Below are 16,656 nucleotides of genomic sequence, written 5' to 3'. Positions count from 1 at the left end.
TTTATTAAATATAAACAAGCTTAATATTTAAAGCTGTCACGAACCTTGCAAAAATCAAATATAAATTAATGATTCTATAATTAATTTACTTCCTAATAATAGTATAACAATTTTTAAAATCTTTTCAAAGAGTTTATTATTGCTTTTAGATAATACTTTTTTACCTACAAGAGTTCCTAAATATGAAACTAAAATCAAAAGAGAAATTAAAAAAAACCAAGGTAAATAATCAAAACCAACTTGAGAGAAAATAATTGCTTTTCCTAAATTTTGAAAAGAGATACACCAAGCTAAAGTTCCAACAATCAAAACTCTATCTTTTAGCATAGAAGTTAAAAGTATTCCTAATAAAGGAGCAACAACACCTACAAACATTGTTAAAAAACCTGTAATAGCTCCAAAAAATAAGATTGTAAGATTTGATATATTATCAATTTTAAGATTAGGAAGTAATGCGAAAACTATAATACCCAGTCCTAAAAATAATTTTAAAATATTTTCATCTAATGAGATTAAAGTTAAAGTAGAAAAGAAAAAGCCTATTAATGAACCCAAAAAGAAAATCACAAAGAATTTTCTTAAAAAAGATTTTCTAAATAAGTAAGCTCTAAATATTCCAGAACCAGCTTGCACGCTAGCATGAATAGACAATAATGCCGTAATAGGAAGAACTAAACTCATTCCGCCAATTACTAACAAACCTCCACCTGTTCCTACTGTCGTTGAAATTATTGCACCAATGAAACAACTTGTTATTAATATAAATAAATCATATAAATCAATTGAAACAGGCAATAATTCCATTTAAATATAAACCTCACCATCTAGAAGTAACCTTGCTGTTCTTGTTGTTTTACCTTCAACATCATTTATATTTGTTGTAGGAAAATTAACACCAACATCAATAGTCCCAGAAGGTGTCTCTATTTTTACAAGATGATCCCCTATTTCTAATTTTTTAGGATTTAATTCATTTAATAAAGTTCCTTCAATAAAAGATCCAGTTGCAACACAAAAACCAGCTGAAACTGCAAGTGCGGGATGAGCAGTGCTTGGAGTAAAATATCTAATATTTATATCACCATCATTTCTAGCTTTAGAAATAACTGCAATTTTAGGAATAACATTTTCTTTAGCACTTCCTAATCCCATTTTTTGAGATGCTTGTTCTCTAATTTTTTCTAAATCTTCAAATAATTTCTTATTTGAATCAAGTTCACTAGGAGTTTCATACCCTGTAATATTCATATCACTTGCATTTATAAAAACAACAGGCATAGAAATATCAAGACAAGTTGCTTTTATTCCATTAAAAACATCATATGTATTTCCAGTTGGTAAATAATGTCCTGTTTTTCCTCCTGTAATATTCTTGAAAAACATTTCAATAGGAGATGCACTTCCTGGAACACCTGGAATTTTCATACTCCCATGATATTGAACAGTTCTATTTGGTGTTTTTATATTTTGTGTAATTATTGCACCTGTGTTAACATCATATACATTTACAATTGTTTCTTCATCATCAATAGAAACTAATCCTTTTTCTAAACCAAAAGCACCAATTGCAGTTAAAATATTTCCACAAGTTGGCTTATCATCAACAGTTGCAACACCGATATTGGGTTGTATAAATTTATAATCTAAATCTATTCCTTCTCTTTTTGATGCAGAAACAATAGCTACTTTTGTTGTAACAGAAGTTGCTCCTCCAATTCCATCAATTTGCCTAATATCTTCACTTCCCATAATTCGTGCAATTAATTCATGTCTTTGCTTTGTATCTTTTGGTAAATCATTATCTAAAAAATATGCACCTTTTGAAGTTCCTGATCTATAAATCATACATTTTATTCTTTTTAAATCATTCATTATTCTGCTCCTAAAAATGTGTCTGCAATTAATCCTGCAGGAAGATGTAATGTCATAGCATCACTTACAAATAATAAAAACCCAAGTGCAAAGCTTGTGATAATTGCGATTTTTAGCCATGATGATTTCATTTTTGTTCTAATAATCATTACAAATAAAATTGCTAAAGAAGGAACGAATCCAATAATCCAAGTTCCAAATAAAAATACTGGTAAAATCAAGAAGTTTTTCCATGTTTCCATCCAAGATGTAGTTAATTGACCATTTTCAGTTAGTGCAACATTTAATACTTCTTGTTGTTTTTGTCTTGATGTTAATTGCATTGTTAAAAATAATCCAAAGATAATCATTAATGATGAAATTACAATTGGGAAAATCCCACCAAGAAATTCATGAGGAACAGAATCAATAATTACAAATATTGCAAATGCTATAATTCCCCAAGTAAATAAAAGCTCACCTGTAATAAATGTATAGTTATGATTTGCTGTTACTTCAACTTCACTATTAGCTTCTTTTTCTAATCTTTCTTTCTTATCACTTCTTTTTTGGAAAAATACACTTAATCCAATTGAAAGAATCATAAATACAATTAAAATAATAACACCTGGTCTTTCTAACATATCCCAAGAGTAAAATTGAACTGCTTGATAATAGTATGTTTCAATAGTTCCTGCTAAAACAAACCCAATTAATAAAGCAGGTCTTGGCCAATCAAAATATTTAAATAAAGTTCCTAAAGCACCAATTGCAATTAAAAGCATTAAATCTTCTAAACTTCTAGTAGCTTGTAATGCTGCAAAGAAAATAATCATTAGCATAAAAGGAGCCACATATCCATATGGAATAGTTGTAATTTTTGAAATTTTCCCTGATAAAAGAAGACAAGTACCAGTTCCTACTACATTTGCTAAAGCAAGTGACCAAATAATGATATAAGAGATTTCTAAGTTCTCATCAACCATTCCAGGTCCAGGTTCAATGCCTAAAATTACTAAACCACCTAAAAATACAGCCATTGAACCACTTCCTGGAATACCAAATAAAAGTGTTGGTACTAGTCCTCCACCTTCTTTAGCATTATTAGCAGATTCAGGAGCAATAACACCTCTAACATCACCTTTCCCAAATTGTGATTTATCTTTTGAAGTTTGAACAACATGACCATAAGCAATCCAATCAACAACACTTCCACCCAGACCAGGAATTGCACCAATCATTGCTCCAAGTGGAGCACAACGTGCAACTATCCATTTAGAAGCCCATGTATCTTTTATACCTTGAAGCCAAGAACCACCAAGCTTTTCAGCTTTTGAAATTTTTTTATTTTCAACAAGTAATCCGATAATTTCAGGAACAGCATAAACTCCAAGACCTAAAATAACAAGTTTAATTCCATCATATAAGTAGTAACTATCCATTGTCATTCTAAATTCACCAGTTGCAGGAGCAGAACCAATTGATCCTAATAATAAACCAACACCAGCTGCTAAGAATCCTTTAAAAAGTGATTTCCCACTTAAAACACCAACCATACTAAGACCAAATATTCCTAAAATAAATAGTTCAGCAGAACCTAGTTTTAAAATTAAATCTCTAGCAAATACTATAAATGCCGAAAGAATAATAGCTCCTAAAAGTCCACCAACTAAAGAAGCAGAAAATGCAGCGCCTAAAGCTCGTGCTGCTTCACCTTTTTTAGACATAGGATATCCATCTAAAACTGTAGCTTGTGAAGCAGAAGAGCCTGGTATTCCCATTAAAACTGAAGTGAATGTATCAGATGTAGGAATAACAGCAACCATTCCAATTAACATAGCTAGTGCAGAAGTTTGATCCATACCATAAAGAAATGGAAGCATTATAGAGAAACCAACTATTCCTCCAAGTCCAGGAAGTATTCCAACTAAAATTCCTAAAAATACTCCCCCTAATAAATAAAGCATGTGCTGAACTTGCATAAGTTCATTAAACGCACCAATAAGAGCTTCTAATGCCATAATTAATCCTTTGTTGAAGTGAGTAAACACTTCTATATTTTATATAAGAAGATTAACATTCAAGGCTGTCATGAAACTTGCAAAAAAAGTATTTTTAAAAAAATATAATAAGTAGATTATCGATAAGAAGGTCTATATAATAAAAAAACACTTTATCCAAGAGGATAAAGTGTTTTGAAAGTATGTATTTTGTTTTAATTAAAATCTAACTCTATAATTTTTAGTAAGCCAGTTTCTAATCCATTGTCTATCTTCTGCATTAACACTTGTTGCAATGTCTTTTAATCTATCAGCTTTTGCTCCAACTGTTTGAGTATAATCACCTAATTGTTGTCTACTCATTTCTTTAAAGCCTTCTGATTCAACTATTTTCTTCATCGTATTTTGATATGTTTCAATTACATCACTTGAAACACCTTTTGGCAACATAATCATTTTTTGTGATGGGAAAGAAGCTGTAAAGAATGTTTTCCAAGCTTTAAAAGCTTCACCTGATGGTTTTTTACCATGTACTTTTTCATATACTTCACCAAAATGTGGTAAATTAGGGAAAGTTGGGTCTCTTTGTAAATCACCATTTTCATCTAAAGTACCAAATGCAAATAAAGGAACTGCTCTACCTTCTTTTTGTGCTGGTAATACATTTTTAATATATGAAGAAGATGATTGGAAATCAATATTAGTTTCACCTCTTAAAAAAGCAAGTCGAGTAGATTTTTTTCCTTTCATTCCAAAAACTGGTTTTGTTTTTATATCAAGTAAATGAAATGCTAATAATGGAATTAAATCCATTGATGTTGCACCTTGTGAACCAAATTTTAAATTTTGTGTTTTTAATTTATCTAAATCATTAATACTATTTACACCTAATTTAGAAGAAACATATACAATACCATTTGTAGGAGAGCTCAATACTGCATTCCAATCTTTATATTGGTATCTAACTCTTTTATCACCTAATAAAAATGGAATTTGTGTAGATGCTGATGATGCAAAAATTGTTAAGCCATCTTTTGATGCACGTTTTGCAAAAAAGTTTGCACCTTTAGTTGAACCACCACCTGGCATATTTTTAATAACAACAACAGGATTACCTGGTAAATTTTTAGATAACAAGGGAGCATAAAATCTTCCCCATTTATCTGTACCACCACCTGCTTTATATGGCATTATCCATTCTATTGTTTTTCCCTTGAAACTAACTTCTTTTGCACTTGTTATAGTTGTTAACATTCCTATTGCTAATGTTGATGCAAAAAGTCTCTTTACTATTTTCATCTTAAATCCTTTTTAAGTTTTATGGTGGAAGATTATCATTGGAATCTGTCATGAACCTTGCAGTATTTCAAATTTTTAAAATGTTTATAAATGCTATTTTAATGCTATTTTTAGGGCTTCTTTGCAAGTTTGGTGACAGAATTCAATGTTAGTATTCTTGCAGTCAAGCTAACAATTATATGTAAGAATAGTTGATTAGAAAAAAAATATATAGGATGAAAAATGAAAAAATTAACAAAAAGAAGTTTAGTAGCAGCATTTTTATTAGTAGGTTTAAGCTCACAAAGTTTTGCAGCTGAAAGTTTAAGTGAAGCTTTTACTAATGGGAAAGTAAAAGGTGAATTAAAATCTTACTATTTTGATGAAGCTTATGATTCTGCAAACGCATCTAATAATAGCGTATGGGCAAATGGAATAAAATTAGGATATGTAACAAATAGTTTTAAAGGATTAAAACTTGGTAGTACTTTCCAATTATCTTCAACTACATCAATAGATGATGATGCAGGTAAACAAAATAAAACGATGCACGCCTCAGGAGCTGTTTTATCTGAAGCATACCTAGAGTATAAATATAAAAATACAACTTTTAAAGGTGGTAGACAATTTATTTCATTACCTTTAATTAAAGGTTCTGGTTCGAGACTTATTAAAGAATCTTTTGAAGGTTACTTCTTATCAAATACAGATATTCCTGATACATTAATATCTTTAGGAAAAGTTACAAAATATCAAACAAGAACAGATGGAGTTACTAAAACAACAAACTCTGCATCTTTTTCAAATACTAATTCTAATGTTGGAGATACAGGAGAATTTAATAAAATAGGTACAGATGGTGCTATTTCATTATATATTAAAAATAATTCTATTAAAAAGCTAGCTATTCAAGCTCATTATGTTGATTTTATTGATGAAGTAGCAACATTATATGTAGATGCTAAATACAAATTTGGTGGAGATTTTAAACCATTTGTTGCAGCTCAATACTATAACTCAAATTATGATGATAATACAATAGATAATAGTTCAATGTATGGGTATAAAATAGGTGCAACTTTAGTTGGATTTAATTTACATGCTTCTTATACATCTACTGATGATGATGGGAACGTAACTAGAGGTATTGGAGAGTCTGCAACTGCATCATTTACAAATGCAACATCAACTACAGGAAACTATATAGCAGGAACAGACTCTTGGCAAGTTGGTGTTTCTAAGAAATTTAATAGTTTAGATGCAAAAATAAAATATACAAAAAGTGATGCAGTCTTAGAAAAAAATGATTTAGAACAAACTTATTTTGGTTTAAAATATAAATTTTCTGGGGCACTTAAAAACTTATCGGCATCTGCTGAATATACATTTTATGACTATGGAAGAGGTAATGATACTAAAGATAAAAATGAATTAAGAACTAAATTAATTTATAAATTTTAATACTTCTAAAATATAAATTTCTAAATCAAATAAATAGCGAATATAAAGGAAAGGATACAAATCCCTTCCTTTTTATGCAAAAAATAAATTGCCAGCTTCATGCTAGGAAAAAATGTGTCATTCAAAAATTAAAAAGGATATATATGAAAAATACAACTACAGCAGACTTATGTGATGATAATCAAGATAAAAAAATAGAAGTACTTTCTTCAGATTTTAAAAACTATGGTGGTAAAAAAATATTAAAAGGAATTGCAAAAACAATAAAATTAGATAAAAGTAACTGGGATTTAATTGATATACTTAAAAACGAAAAGGGAAAAGGAATAATTTTAATTGTGGATGTTCAAGAATCGTTTTTTGGAGTAATTGGAGATAAACTTTCTTTATTAGCACAAGAGGCAGAATATGAAGGATTTATTGTTAATGGCTATGTAAGAGATACAAATGAAACAAAGAAATTTAATATTGCACTTTATGCTTTAGGAACTTGTCCTTTACGTAATTTTGAAAAAACAAAATCGAAAAGAAAAATTGATTTATCTTTTGGTAATGTTAATTTTAAAGAAGGTGATTACGTATATTGTGATGATGATGGTATTATTGTTTGCAGTGAACAATTAATTTAAAAAATATTATAAGTTATAAAGAAGTTGAAGTTTATATTCCAACTTCTTTTGCAGAATATATAAGTATGTCAAGACTCTCGTTCCTATCTAATCAAAGAATATCTATTTTCGACACTAAACAATAAATCTACTGAATTAAGAAAGTAGATAATTAAGTTCATTTTAATACCCTCATCAATAGGTTGTAGTTATCACATAATCATTTTTACGTCAACTACTTATCGTTTATACCTATATATTTATGTAAATATCTAGTTATGATTTTATATATTTAAAAGTATTAATATATTAGAATATTCTAATATATTAAGGAGTTAGGATGGAATTTGTATCAAGTTTTTTTAACAATTTTATAATCTTATTAAATGCAATGTCGATTTACATAATTTTTGGTTTATTAATTGCAGGTATTTTAAAACAAATAATCCCAGAAAATTTTGTAAGTTCCCACTTAGGTAAAAACTCTACATCTTCAGTTATTAAAGCTACATTATTTGGAATACCATTACCTGTTTGTTGTTGTTCTGTTATACCCTTAGCTCAAGGACTAAAAAAAGAAGGAGCAAGTAAAGGTGCTATTCAAAGTTTTTTAATATCAACTCCTATTACTGGTGTTGACTCTATTCTTGCTACATATTCATTATTTGGTTTTGGTTTTGTTGTCTTTAGAATTATTTCATCTATCATTATTGCTATTACCGTTGGTCTTGTTCAAAATTTTGTTCAAAAAAATGACAATATAAAAGTTGATTCTTCTGAAACTTCTGAAACTTCTTCTTGTTGTTCTTCTTCATATTGTGAGTCTAATAGCAAGGTTAAAGAGAGTTTTTCTTTTATGAAAGTCTTTACGTATGGATATGTTATATTGTTTAATAGTATGGCAAAAGCACTTTTAATTGGACTTGTATTGGGTTCATTATTTGTTACATTTATACCAAAAGAATATACACAAATGTTATTTGAAAACCAATTCTTAACATATATCGTAATTATCTTATTTTCTATGCCTTTATATACTTGTGCAACTGCATCTCTTCCACTTGCTGCTGCTTTTATGCTTCAAGGGATGTCACCTGGAGCTGTGTTTATTTTTCTTACAGCAGGGCCTGCTACAAGTGCTATTACGATGAGTGTAGTTTATAAAATGCTGGGAAAAACTTCTTTGATTATCTATTCAAGCTTAATTGCAATTTTAGCATTATTATTTGGATTTATTTATGATACTTTTTTCAAAGAACTTACTTTATTAACAATTATCACAGATCATGAGCATATTAATATTTTTAATATTATATCTTCTGGATTAATGATGATATTAATATTTTATCATTTAATCAAAGATACATTTAGTAAAAATGAGAGTTGTTGTTCTCCTAACAATAAAAATATTGATTTGACATCAAAGCCTAAGTTTAGTAATGATATAAAAAAAGATATGATCTTTAGAGTAAAGGAATGAAAATTGGGGAATAAAGATATTTGTTTAAAAGTAGATATTAATAAAGATATTATTGCTTATGAAAAAGAACAATTAATTTTAGAAAATAATAAATTTTTTGAAAAAGAAAAGCTATTCTCTTTATTAGGTAGTGAAGTTAGACTAAAAATCATTTATCTTCTTTTAAAATATGAGAAACTTTGTGTATGTGATATTAGTGAAATATTACAAATGAATCAATCACCAATATCTCAACATTTACGAAAGTTGAAAGATGCAGAAATTTTGATTTCAAAAAGAGAAGGAATTTTAATTAATTATTATGTGAATTCTTCATATAAAGCTAAATTAAGTTCATTGATGTAAAAGTATGCAAAGACTAACTTTTAGCTAATCGTTAATTACAATATCTTCCTTACCTATAAACTTAATACTTTCACTAGCCTCAACCATCTCTTTTGCAACAGCATGATTACGAGAAGATATTGTACTAACATCTTGGGCAATAGAAGCATTTTCTTGTGTTGCTTTATCGATATTATTAATAGCACCGTTAATCTGTACTACTCCAAGTTCTTGTTCTTTTGAGGAAGTTGAAATTGTATCGATTAACTCAACAGTTTTATTGATATTTACAATCATTTCTTCATAATCTAAGCTCATTTCTGTAGCGATATTTTTACCACTTTCTACTTTTGTACGTAGTACTTCCATCAAGCCTTCAATCTCTTTTGCAACCTCTGCACTTCTATTTGCTAGGTTTCTTACCTCTCCGGCAACAACGGCAAACCCTTTTCCTGCTTCTCCTGCAGTTGCAGCTTCTACTGCGGCATTTAGACTTAGGATATTTGTTTGAAAAGCGATTTGAGATATCTGAGATATAGCTTCAAAAGTTTTATTTGTAAAACCATAAATATCATCCATTGCACTATCAGTATCTTTTGCTAATGATAAACCTTTTATAGAAGATTTCTTTACATCATTCCCAACTTCAATCACTGATGTAATGTGTTGTGAATTACTTGAAAATATTGAAGATATCTCTTCAATAGCGGCTGCTGTTTCTTCAACAGAAGCAGCTTGTTGTTGAGTTAGTGTTGAAAGGGTAGATGCTTTTTTTGTTAGATCACTTGATTCTTTTTCTAAAACTAATCCTTGTTTATAAGTTACTGAGACTTGTTCTACCATTTTATTATTTAAAGAGTTTACCCCTTCAAAAAGTTTTTTAAAGGCTCCTCCTCTAAAAAGTTCTGCATTGATTTTATTTAGATAATTTTGATCTTCATACTGGGATAATACTTCCAAAGCATCATTGATCCCTGTATTTAGTTTATCAAGCATAGTATTTAAACTTTTCCCAATATAGTTTATTTTGATATCATCTGCATTCGAAATAATTCTGTCATGTGTAAAACCATCTGATAACTTTTCACAAGCTAGCATTATCTCACCATATACTGTTAAATTTTGTTGATCTCTTTTTTGCATTAAATTATTTATAGAGGATAGTTTATTTTCTATCTCTTTAAAATTACTTGAGCTACACTGTTTTGTATTTTCTATCTTATTGATATCTTCTTTGATATACGCTTCTAATAAATCTAAAGTTTTTAATATCGTTTCTTTATCATTTGTTGCATTAAAAAACATCTTATCTCCTACTCTTCTAAACCAAATAATTTAATGGCATTTTTAATTTCTTCATCTGTTGGCTTAACTCTAATTGAAATATATCTTGGGTTTCCATTTGCATCTTTTGAAGCATAGGCAGTTGCATTTTGCCAATAAAAATCATCATTTTTAGTCTTGTTTTTTACAATTCCATTCCAAATCTTTCCAGATTGGATTGTATTCCATAAATCAAGTCCACTTTCTTTTGGCATATCTGGATGTCTTACAATTGCATTGTCTTGACCTATTAATTCATCTTTAGTATATCCTGATATATCACAAAATCCTTCATTGGCATAAACTATAATCCCTTTTTCATCTGTCTCTGAAACTATTAGAGTATCTTTTTTTAATTTTATTTCTGCCATATTAAAATCCTTTATTGATAAATAATATTTTTATAAGAATAAAGTATATCAAAACTTTGATATGTAAACGTCAAATAAAACATAAAATTCTAAACAATCTTTTTTACAAATAGAAAGATTGTTCAAAAAAGAGTTTGAATCTAGAGTTTTTCTTTGAGTCATCATTTTATAAATTCTTGGATTTTTTATTTAGATTTTAAATATTCACTTAAATATTCCTTAATAAAGTTGTTAAATAAAGTTATTTCATAGTAAAATGTACTATGAAATATTTTTATATAGTATTATTTTTTTTATTTATCTCAACATTTTTATCTGCTTATGAACTTGACTTTACTGATGAAGAGAAAGCATTTATTACAAGCTCTCCTAAGATTAAAATTGCTTCCATGAATACCTATACCCCCTTTAGTTTTATAAAAAATGGTAAAAAAGTTGGTTTTACTCAAGATTTAATAGATATTATATCAAATGAAAGTGGTTTAAAATTTGACAAAATTGGAGGTCCATGGCCTGAAGTTTACAAATTATTTCAAGATGGAAAAGTTGATGTAATAACAGAAATATCCTATAGAAAAAGTAGAGAAATCTTTACTAATTTTTCTGATCCATATTATGAAGTACCAATTGGAGTTTTTACAAGAAAAGATTTTGGCACTTATAGGTCTTTAGATGATTTAAATAATAAAAAGATAGGGGTTATTAAAAACACTTATATCACAGAAATTTTTAAAAAAGAGAAATTAGATTTTGTTGAATTTGATAATGCAAATGAAAGATTTAGATCATTAGATAATGGTGAAATAGATGTTGTACTTAGTAATGCTCTAAATATGCATAAAGTTGAAGAACTAATGCTTTCAAATATAAAATTAGCTGGTACCTTTGTTCACCCAGATACAAAAAAAGAAGATTTAAGATTTGGGGTTCGTAAAGAAAATCCACTTTTATCTTCAATTATAAATAAAACACTTAACTCAATATCCTTTTCTGTTATGAGTAAATTAAAAGAGAATTGGATTTTTACTCTAGACACACCAAAATCTTATCATAAGTTGACAGATAAAGAAAAAGATTGGATTGTTAGAAATAAAGTTAATATTGGGATAGAAGAAGCGAAACCATACATCTATTTTGATAAAAATAAAAATATTAATAGTGGATTATATTTTGATGTTTTAAAAAAAGTGATTAAAAATACTGGGTTAAAAGTGAATTATACTAATTCTCCTTGGAGAATACTTTTAAAGGATTTCAAAAAAGAAAAGATTGATTTACTTCCTTCATCTTTCTACTCTAAAGATAGGGAAAAAATTGGTTACTTTAGTGATGAATATTACAAAGTTAGAGATTATATTTATGTTTCTGATAAAAATAATGATATAAAAAACTTTAAAGACTTACAAGATAAAAAAGTTGCGATAACAAAAGATTATAAAACAGTAAAAAAAATAAAGAATAAGTTTCCAGAAATTAATATTCTTGAAACTAAAGGATTACAAGACTCAATAACTAAACTCTTAAATGGGGAGGTAGATGCATTGGTTGATTATCATCTAGTAGTTGAAGATTATATTCGTGATAATTCAATTATTGGGTTAAAAGGTATTTCGCAAAATGATTTTAAAGCAATTTCTGTACATTTCTTATCAAATATTAAAAAACCTGTTTTAAGATCTATCTTAAAGAAGGGTCTTAGTGATATATCAAGAGAAGAAATGGGTGAGATATTAAAAAACTGGGTTAGAAATCCATATGATGATAAAACGAAACAAAACCAACTTACAACAAAAGAAATAGAATTTGTAAAAAAGCATAAAAAAATAAGATTTGGAATAAGAACAAATAGTCCCCCTTTTTCATTTTATGATAATGGTAAAGCTGCAGGTATTGCAGTAGATTATATTAAAAAAAGTGCCAAAAAAAGTGGACTTGAAGTTGAATTCGTTTATGAAAAAATGTCACTTCTAAATGCTTATAATATGATTGAAACTAGGGAAAAATTTGACACAATTTTATATGCTATTAAAAATAGAGAAAATGAAAAAAGGTTTTCAATTGGAGATTCTTATCTCTCTTATCCAATGATTATTATAAAACATAAAGACTCCCCTTATATTGGTTCTATGAAAGACTTACAGAATAAAACAATAGTTTTAGAAAAAGATTTTTATACAAATAAATTGATAAAAAGAGATTACCCTAATATAAAAATCATTAATGTACCTAATACATCTGATGCATTAGAGTATATTAATGATGGAAAAGCAGATGCCTATGTTGGTAATTTAACTATCTCTAATTATTTAAGTGTATTTGGAGGATTGGATAATCTAAAATTTGCAGGAACATCAGGTTATGGAAATATTAATTATCATTTTATAGCTCCAAGTGAGTGGCCAGAACTTACTAGTATACTTTCAAAAGGATTTAAGCAGATTAGTCCAGTTGAACATAGTGCAATACAACAAAAATGGTTTTCACTGCAGACTATTGAAAAAACAAACTATATATTATTATGGCAGATATTATTAGGTTCAATTTTTATTATTCTTTGGGTTTTATGGTGGAATAGAAAAATTTCAATTGAAAAAAATAAAACTAGTGACGCTTTAAGTAAATTAAAAGAAAAAGAAAAAGATTTAGAGTCATCAAATAGTCGATTAACTCTCGCACTTGAAAGCATAAATATGGGAGTATGGGATTGGGATATTGAATCAGATATAATTATTTGGGATGATAAAATGTTTGAAATCTATGGATTAGAAAAGATAAATCCTGTTCCTTATAATATCTATCTTAATGTAATATTAGAGGAAGATCGCGAAAATGTTGAAGCTCTAGTTAAACAATTCATTGATAGTAAATCTAAAAATTCTATGGTATTTAGAATTATGAAACCTGATAAAAGTATTAGATATATAGAATCATCAAGTGATATTATATGTGATAATTCAGGAAAGGTAATCCGAGTAATTGGACTAGATATTGATATTACAGAACGAAAGATTTTAGAAGAACGTACACAAAGAGTATTATTAGGGAATAATGATGGTATTTGGGATTTAAATCTTATTGATCATAGTGTATATTTTTCTCCGGAGTGGAAAGAGATGATTGGTTATGAAGATAAGGAATTAGCAAATTCATTTGAAGCATGGGAGACAAGAGTTCACCCAGATGACTTAAATCAAACCTATATAGAAATAGAAGAACACTTAGATGGTAATACAGAATACTTTGAAGGAACACATCGACTTAAACATAAAAATGGTTCTTGGGTATGGATATTAAGTCGAGGAAAAGCTATTTATAACAAAGAGGGAAAAGCTATTAGAATGACTGGTACTCATCATGATATAACAGAGGAAGTTGAACATAGAGAAAAAGAAAAAGAATATTTGAAAAAAGAATTAGAATCAAAAAATGAACTTTTACATGTAAAAGAAGAGTTTAATCGATTCTTCCAATTATCAATTAATTTACAACTTATTTCTACAACAAAAGGAATTATTAAACAACTTAATTCTGCTTCTAAAGATATTTTTGGCTATGAAAATGATGAACTTATTGGTAGAAAAATCTTGGAGTTAATTCATCCTGATGATGTTGAGTCTACTCTAAAAGAGATGTCAAGATTATCACAAGGAGAAAATGTATACTTCTTTGAGAATAGATGGAAACATAAATATGGCCATTATATTAATTTAATATGGTCAGCAACAACTGACTCTTCTAATAATTTAATTTATGCAACAGCGCAAGATATTACAAGTTTAAAAAGAATTGAGAAGGAACAAAAAGAAAAAGATGTATTGTTATTTGAACAAACAAAACTAGCCTCTATGGGTGAAATGATAGGTAATATTGCACATCAATGGAGACAACCACTATCTGTAATATCAATAGGTGCAACAGGAATGAAGACCCAAAAACAATATGGATTATTATCTGATGAAATATTTATAGAGACATGTGATGCGATAAATAATAATGCGCAATATTTATCGAAAACAATAGAAGACTTTAAAAACTTTATAAAAGGTGATAGAACTAAAAAAGAATTTAATTTAATAGATAATATAAATAGTTTTTTACACTTAGTTGAAGGTACTATAAGAACTCATGATATTCAGATAATTAAAGATATACAAAAAGATATAAAAATAAATGGTTATTCAAATGAGTTAATACAATGTTTTATCAATATATTTAATAATGCAAAAGATGCTTTGATAGAAAATGATAATAAGTTAATATTTTTAACAACCTTAATTGATAAAGAGAATGTAATCATAAAAATCAAAGATAATGGTGGTGGTATTAATGAAACAATATTACGAAAAATATTTGAACCATATTTTACTACCAAACATCAATCAAAAGGTACAGGACTTGGACTACATATAACTTATAAGTTAATAGTTGAAGGCATGAATGGAACTTTAAAAGCTCAGAATATTAAATATAAATATAATAATAAAAATTATGCTGGGGCCGAATTTATAATAACACTATCTGCTAAATAAATTTATCTGCTATGTAAGAAGTGTTAAAAATTATATGTCAGTCTTATAAAATATATTCTTATATAAAAATAAGTATTTTTTAGTTAAAAAATAAACTAAAATTCAATTGAAGTCTTTTATCTAGAAAATTGTATCCTCACAATTCTTTTTTTGTGATATTTTAATAAGCATGTCCTAATAAATAAAGCAACTGCAAAATAAAATCCACAATTCACAAGATTTTTTAAAAAAAATGTTGAGATGACACCTAAAGACTACAGGTTAAATAATAGATAAAGTAATATTATTTGATTGGCTTACAATATTGCAACTAAGTTGCATTTAAATAACTTATATTATAATTCCAAAATAAAATGCAACAAAGTTGCATAAAAGGAAAAATGATGCTAAATGAAAAGAATCTCAATCTTACTGCTCAATGGGCAAAACCTTTTGCTGATATGTTCCAGGGACTGATCTTTATTAACCAAGAGATTAATCAGGATAGAATTGTTACTCAAGAACTGAATGACTGCCTATTAAGTGAAGAAGAAATATTACGTGGCAAAGACTATTGGGCAACAAGGAATGACCCTTTTCCAACATGGGAGAAAAACGTATGATTTCTACAAATTCTGTTCAATCTATTAGCTCCCCACCTTTTGCGACAATGCCTGTAACTTATCGACATATGGCGAAGGATAAGTATCCAACAGTTTTTAGTGATATCTATCAATCCAAAATCAATATAGCCATTTGGCAGCGTAAGTTACCTACCACTTTGCAGAATTCAGTGAAAACATTTTTGGCATTGAATCCTGCATTTCAAAAGAAAATGATCTTAACACCACAAGACGCGTTTTCACGTGTTAGCGAATCTTTTAATAACAATATGGCCGAAGTGAGCGAAGATATTGCTGAGCTTGTGGATATGTTTTGTTATTTATTCGAACTTAAACAAGCAGCCATGCGCTTGAACGTTTTAGATCAAGCGATGTGCCCTAAATTTCATGTTGATAGAGTACCTTGCCGTCTCGTGACGACTTATCAGAGTATAGCCTCCCAATGGCTGCCACACGAGTTGATTGATCACACAAAACTGGGGTGGGGTAGTAATGGGTTGCCTGACAGTGAATCTGGCCTTTACCAAAGGAAAAGTAATATCCAGAAACTTGCTTGTGGCGATGTTGCATTGTTCAAAGGTACGCTTTGGGAAGGTAATGAAAATGCGGGATTAGTCCACCGTTCACCAGTAGTGCCAGCCAATGAAAAGCGTTTAATATTAACTCTGGATTTTAATTGATAAATAGTTAAATGTTCTAGCTTGTCTTATGAAGCTAAAAATCACTTCAATTATTATCAAAGAGAAACACACTGTTAAGATAGCGTTAATATAAGATTCATAAACGATTAAAATACCAATGTCATAATTTCACTGTAACAAATAAAAAC

General features: G+C 28.4%; 13 protein-coding genes. 7 read left to right on the top strand and 6 right to left on the bottom strand.

Going from position 1 to position 16,656, the window contains the following annotated elements; genetic code table 11:
* Window positions 1-54 precede the first annotated feature (54 nt).
* The 4 genes from KO488_RS14300 to KO488_RS14285 form a co-directional block, all read right to left on the bottom strand.
* Window positions 55-804, bottom strand: coding sequence for a sulfite exporter TauE/SafE family protein (locus tag KO488_RS14300; protein ID WP_216059482.1), 750 nt, complete (start codon window positions 802-804; stop codon window positions 55-57).
* Window positions 805-1,872: a PrpF domain-containing protein gene (locus KO488_RS14295; RefSeq protein ID WP_216059481.1), complete on the bottom strand. Its 1,068-nt coding sequence runs from the start codon at window positions 1,870-1,872 to the stop codon at window positions 805-807.
* Window positions 1,872-3,872, bottom strand: coding sequence for a tripartite tricarboxylate transporter permease (locus tag KO488_RS14290; RefSeq protein WP_216059480.1), 2,001 nt, complete (start codon window positions 3,870-3,872; stop codon window positions 1,872-1,874). The genes KO488_RS14295 and KO488_RS14290 overlap by 1 nt, the downstream gene beginning before the upstream one ends.
* 198 nt (window positions 3,873-4,070) lie before the next feature.
* Window positions 4,071-5,150, bottom strand: a complete 1,080-nt coding sequence (locus tag KO488_RS14285) for a Bug family tripartite tricarboxylate transporter substrate binding protein (protein ID WP_216059479.1) — start codon at window positions 5,148-5,150, stop codon at window positions 4,071-4,073.
* Between the two features lie 222 nt (window positions 5,151-5,372).
* On the opposite strand from KO488_RS14285, the gene KO488_RS14280 reads away from it, so the two are divergent.
* The 4 genes from KO488_RS14280 (at window position 5,373) to KO488_RS14265 (ending at window position 9,023) form a co-directional block, all read left to right on the top strand.
* The gene (locus KO488_RS14280) at window positions 5,373-6,590 is read left to right on the top strand and encodes an OprD family outer membrane porin (RefSeq protein WP_216059478.1); all 1,218 of its coding nucleotides are present in this window, start codon (window positions 5,373-5,375) and stop codon (window positions 6,588-6,590) included.
* A gap of 143 nt (window positions 6,591-6,733) precedes the next feature.
* Window positions 6,734-7,219, top strand: a complete 486-nt coding sequence (locus tag KO488_RS14275; RefSeq protein WP_216059477.1) for an RraA family protein — start codon at window positions 6,734-6,736, stop codon at window positions 7,217-7,219.
* Between the two features lie 319 nt (window positions 7,220-7,538).
* Complete coding sequence (locus KO488_RS14270) at window positions 7,539-8,678, top strand: SO_0444 family Cu/Zn efflux transporter (RefSeq protein WP_216059476.1); 1,140 nt, start codon at window positions 7,539-7,541, stop codon at window positions 8,676-8,678.
* 3 nt (window positions 8,679-8,681) lie between these two features.
* A complete protein-coding gene (locus KO488_RS14265; protein WP_216059475.1) occupies window positions 8,682-9,023 on the top strand; it encodes an ArsR/SmtB family transcription factor in 342 nt (113 codons plus the stop codon).
* Window positions 9,024-9,047: 24 nt separating this feature from the next.
* Here the strand turns inward: KO488_RS14265 and KO488_RS14260 are convergent, their stop codons facing one another.
* Together KO488_RS14260 and KO488_RS14255 are read right to left on the bottom strand one after the other, a co-directional pair.
* Window positions 9,048-10,307, bottom strand: coding sequence for a methyl-accepting chemotaxis protein (locus KO488_RS14260; RefSeq protein WP_216059474.1), 1,260 nt, complete (start codon window positions 10,305-10,307; stop codon window positions 9,048-9,050).
* Window positions 10,308-10,315: 8 nt separating this feature from the next.
* Window positions 10,316-10,696, bottom strand: coding sequence for a PAS domain-containing protein (locus tag KO488_RS14255; RefSeq protein WP_216059473.1), 381 nt, complete (start codon window positions 10,694-10,696; stop codon window positions 10,316-10,318).
* Between the two features lie 263 nt (window positions 10,697-10,959).
* On the opposite strand from KO488_RS14255, the gene KO488_RS14250 reads away from it, so the two are divergent.
* The 3 genes from KO488_RS14250 to KO488_RS14240 all read left to right on the top strand — a co-directional run bounded on the left by KO488_RS14250 (window position 10,960) and on the right by KO488_RS14240 (window position 16,507).
* Window positions 10,960-15,225: a transporter substrate-binding domain-containing protein gene (locus tag KO488_RS14250; RefSeq protein ID WP_216059472.1), complete on the top strand. Its 4,266-nt coding sequence runs from the start codon at window positions 10,960-10,962 to the stop codon at window positions 15,223-15,225.
* Between the two features lie 383 nt (window positions 15,226-15,608).
* Window positions 15,609-15,827 (top strand): hypothetical protein, encoded by a 219-nt coding sequence (locus KO488_RS14245; RefSeq protein ID WP_216059471.1) that lies wholly within the window; start codon window positions 15,609-15,611, stop codon window positions 15,825-15,827.
* Window positions 15,824-16,507, top strand: a complete 684-nt coding sequence (locus tag KO488_RS14240; RefSeq protein WP_228319217.1) for a DUF1826 domain-containing protein — start codon at window positions 15,824-15,826, stop codon at window positions 16,505-16,507. Before KO488_RS14245 ends, KO488_RS14240 begins: the two co-directional genes overlap by 4 nt.
* Window positions 16,508-16,656 lie beyond the last annotated feature (149 nt).

It is taken from the genome of Poseidonibacter lekithochrous (genome assembly GCF_018861145.1).
Lineage (GTDB): Bacteria > Campylobacterota > Campylobacteria > Campylobacterales > Arcobacteraceae > Poseidonibacter > Poseidonibacter lekithochrous_A.
Note: the sequence above shows the minus strand (reverse complement) of the source record. Positions and strands in the feature narration are given on the sequence as shown.

Excerpts from the sequence above, each read along its gene's own strand:
- KO488_RS14300 (WP_216059482.1), bottom strand. The coding sequence starts at position 804 with ATGGAATTATTGCCTGTTTCAATTGATTTATATGATTTATTTATATTA.
- KO488_RS14275 (WP_216059477.1), top strand. The coding sequence starts at position 6,734 with ATGAAAAATACAACTACAGCAGACTTATGTGATGATAATCAAGATAAA.
- KO488_RS14245 (WP_216059471.1), top strand. The coding sequence starts at position 15,609 with ATGCTAAATGAAAAGAATCTCAATCTTACTGCTCAATGGGCAAAACCT.
- KO488_RS14260 (WP_216059474.1), bottom strand. The coding sequence starts at position 10,307 with ATGTTTTTTAATGCAACAAATGATAAAGAAACGATATTAAAAACTTTA.
- KO488_RS14250 (WP_216059472.1), top strand. The coding sequence starts at position 10,960 with ATGAAATATTTTTATATAGTATTATTTTTTTTATTTATCTCAACATTT.
- KO488_RS14270 (WP_216059476.1), top strand. The coding sequence starts at position 7,539 with ATGGAATTTGTATCAAGTTTTTTTAACAATTTTATAATCTTATTAAAT.
- KO488_RS14280 (WP_216059478.1), top strand. The coding sequence starts at position 5,373 with ATGAAAAAATTAACAAAAAGAAGTTTAGTAGCAGCATTTTTATTAGTA.
- KO488_RS14240 (WP_228319217.1), top strand. The coding sequence starts at position 15,824 with ATGATTTCTACAAATTCTGTTCAATCTATTAGCTCCCCACCTTTTGCG.
- KO488_RS14290 (WP_216059480.1), bottom strand. The coding sequence starts at position 3,872 with ATGGCATTAGAAGCTCTTATTGGTGCGTTTAATGAACTTATGCAAGTT.
- KO488_RS14295 (WP_216059481.1), bottom strand. The coding sequence starts at position 1,872 with ATGAATGATTTAAAAAGAATAAAATGTATGATTTATAGATCAGGAACT.
- KO488_RS14285 (WP_216059479.1), bottom strand. The coding sequence starts at position 5,150 with ATGAAAATAGTAAAGAGACTTTTTGCATCAACATTAGCAATAGGAATG.
- KO488_RS14255 (WP_216059473.1), bottom strand. The coding sequence starts at position 10,696 with ATGGCAGAAATAAAATTAAAAAAAGATACTCTAATAGTTTCAGAGACA.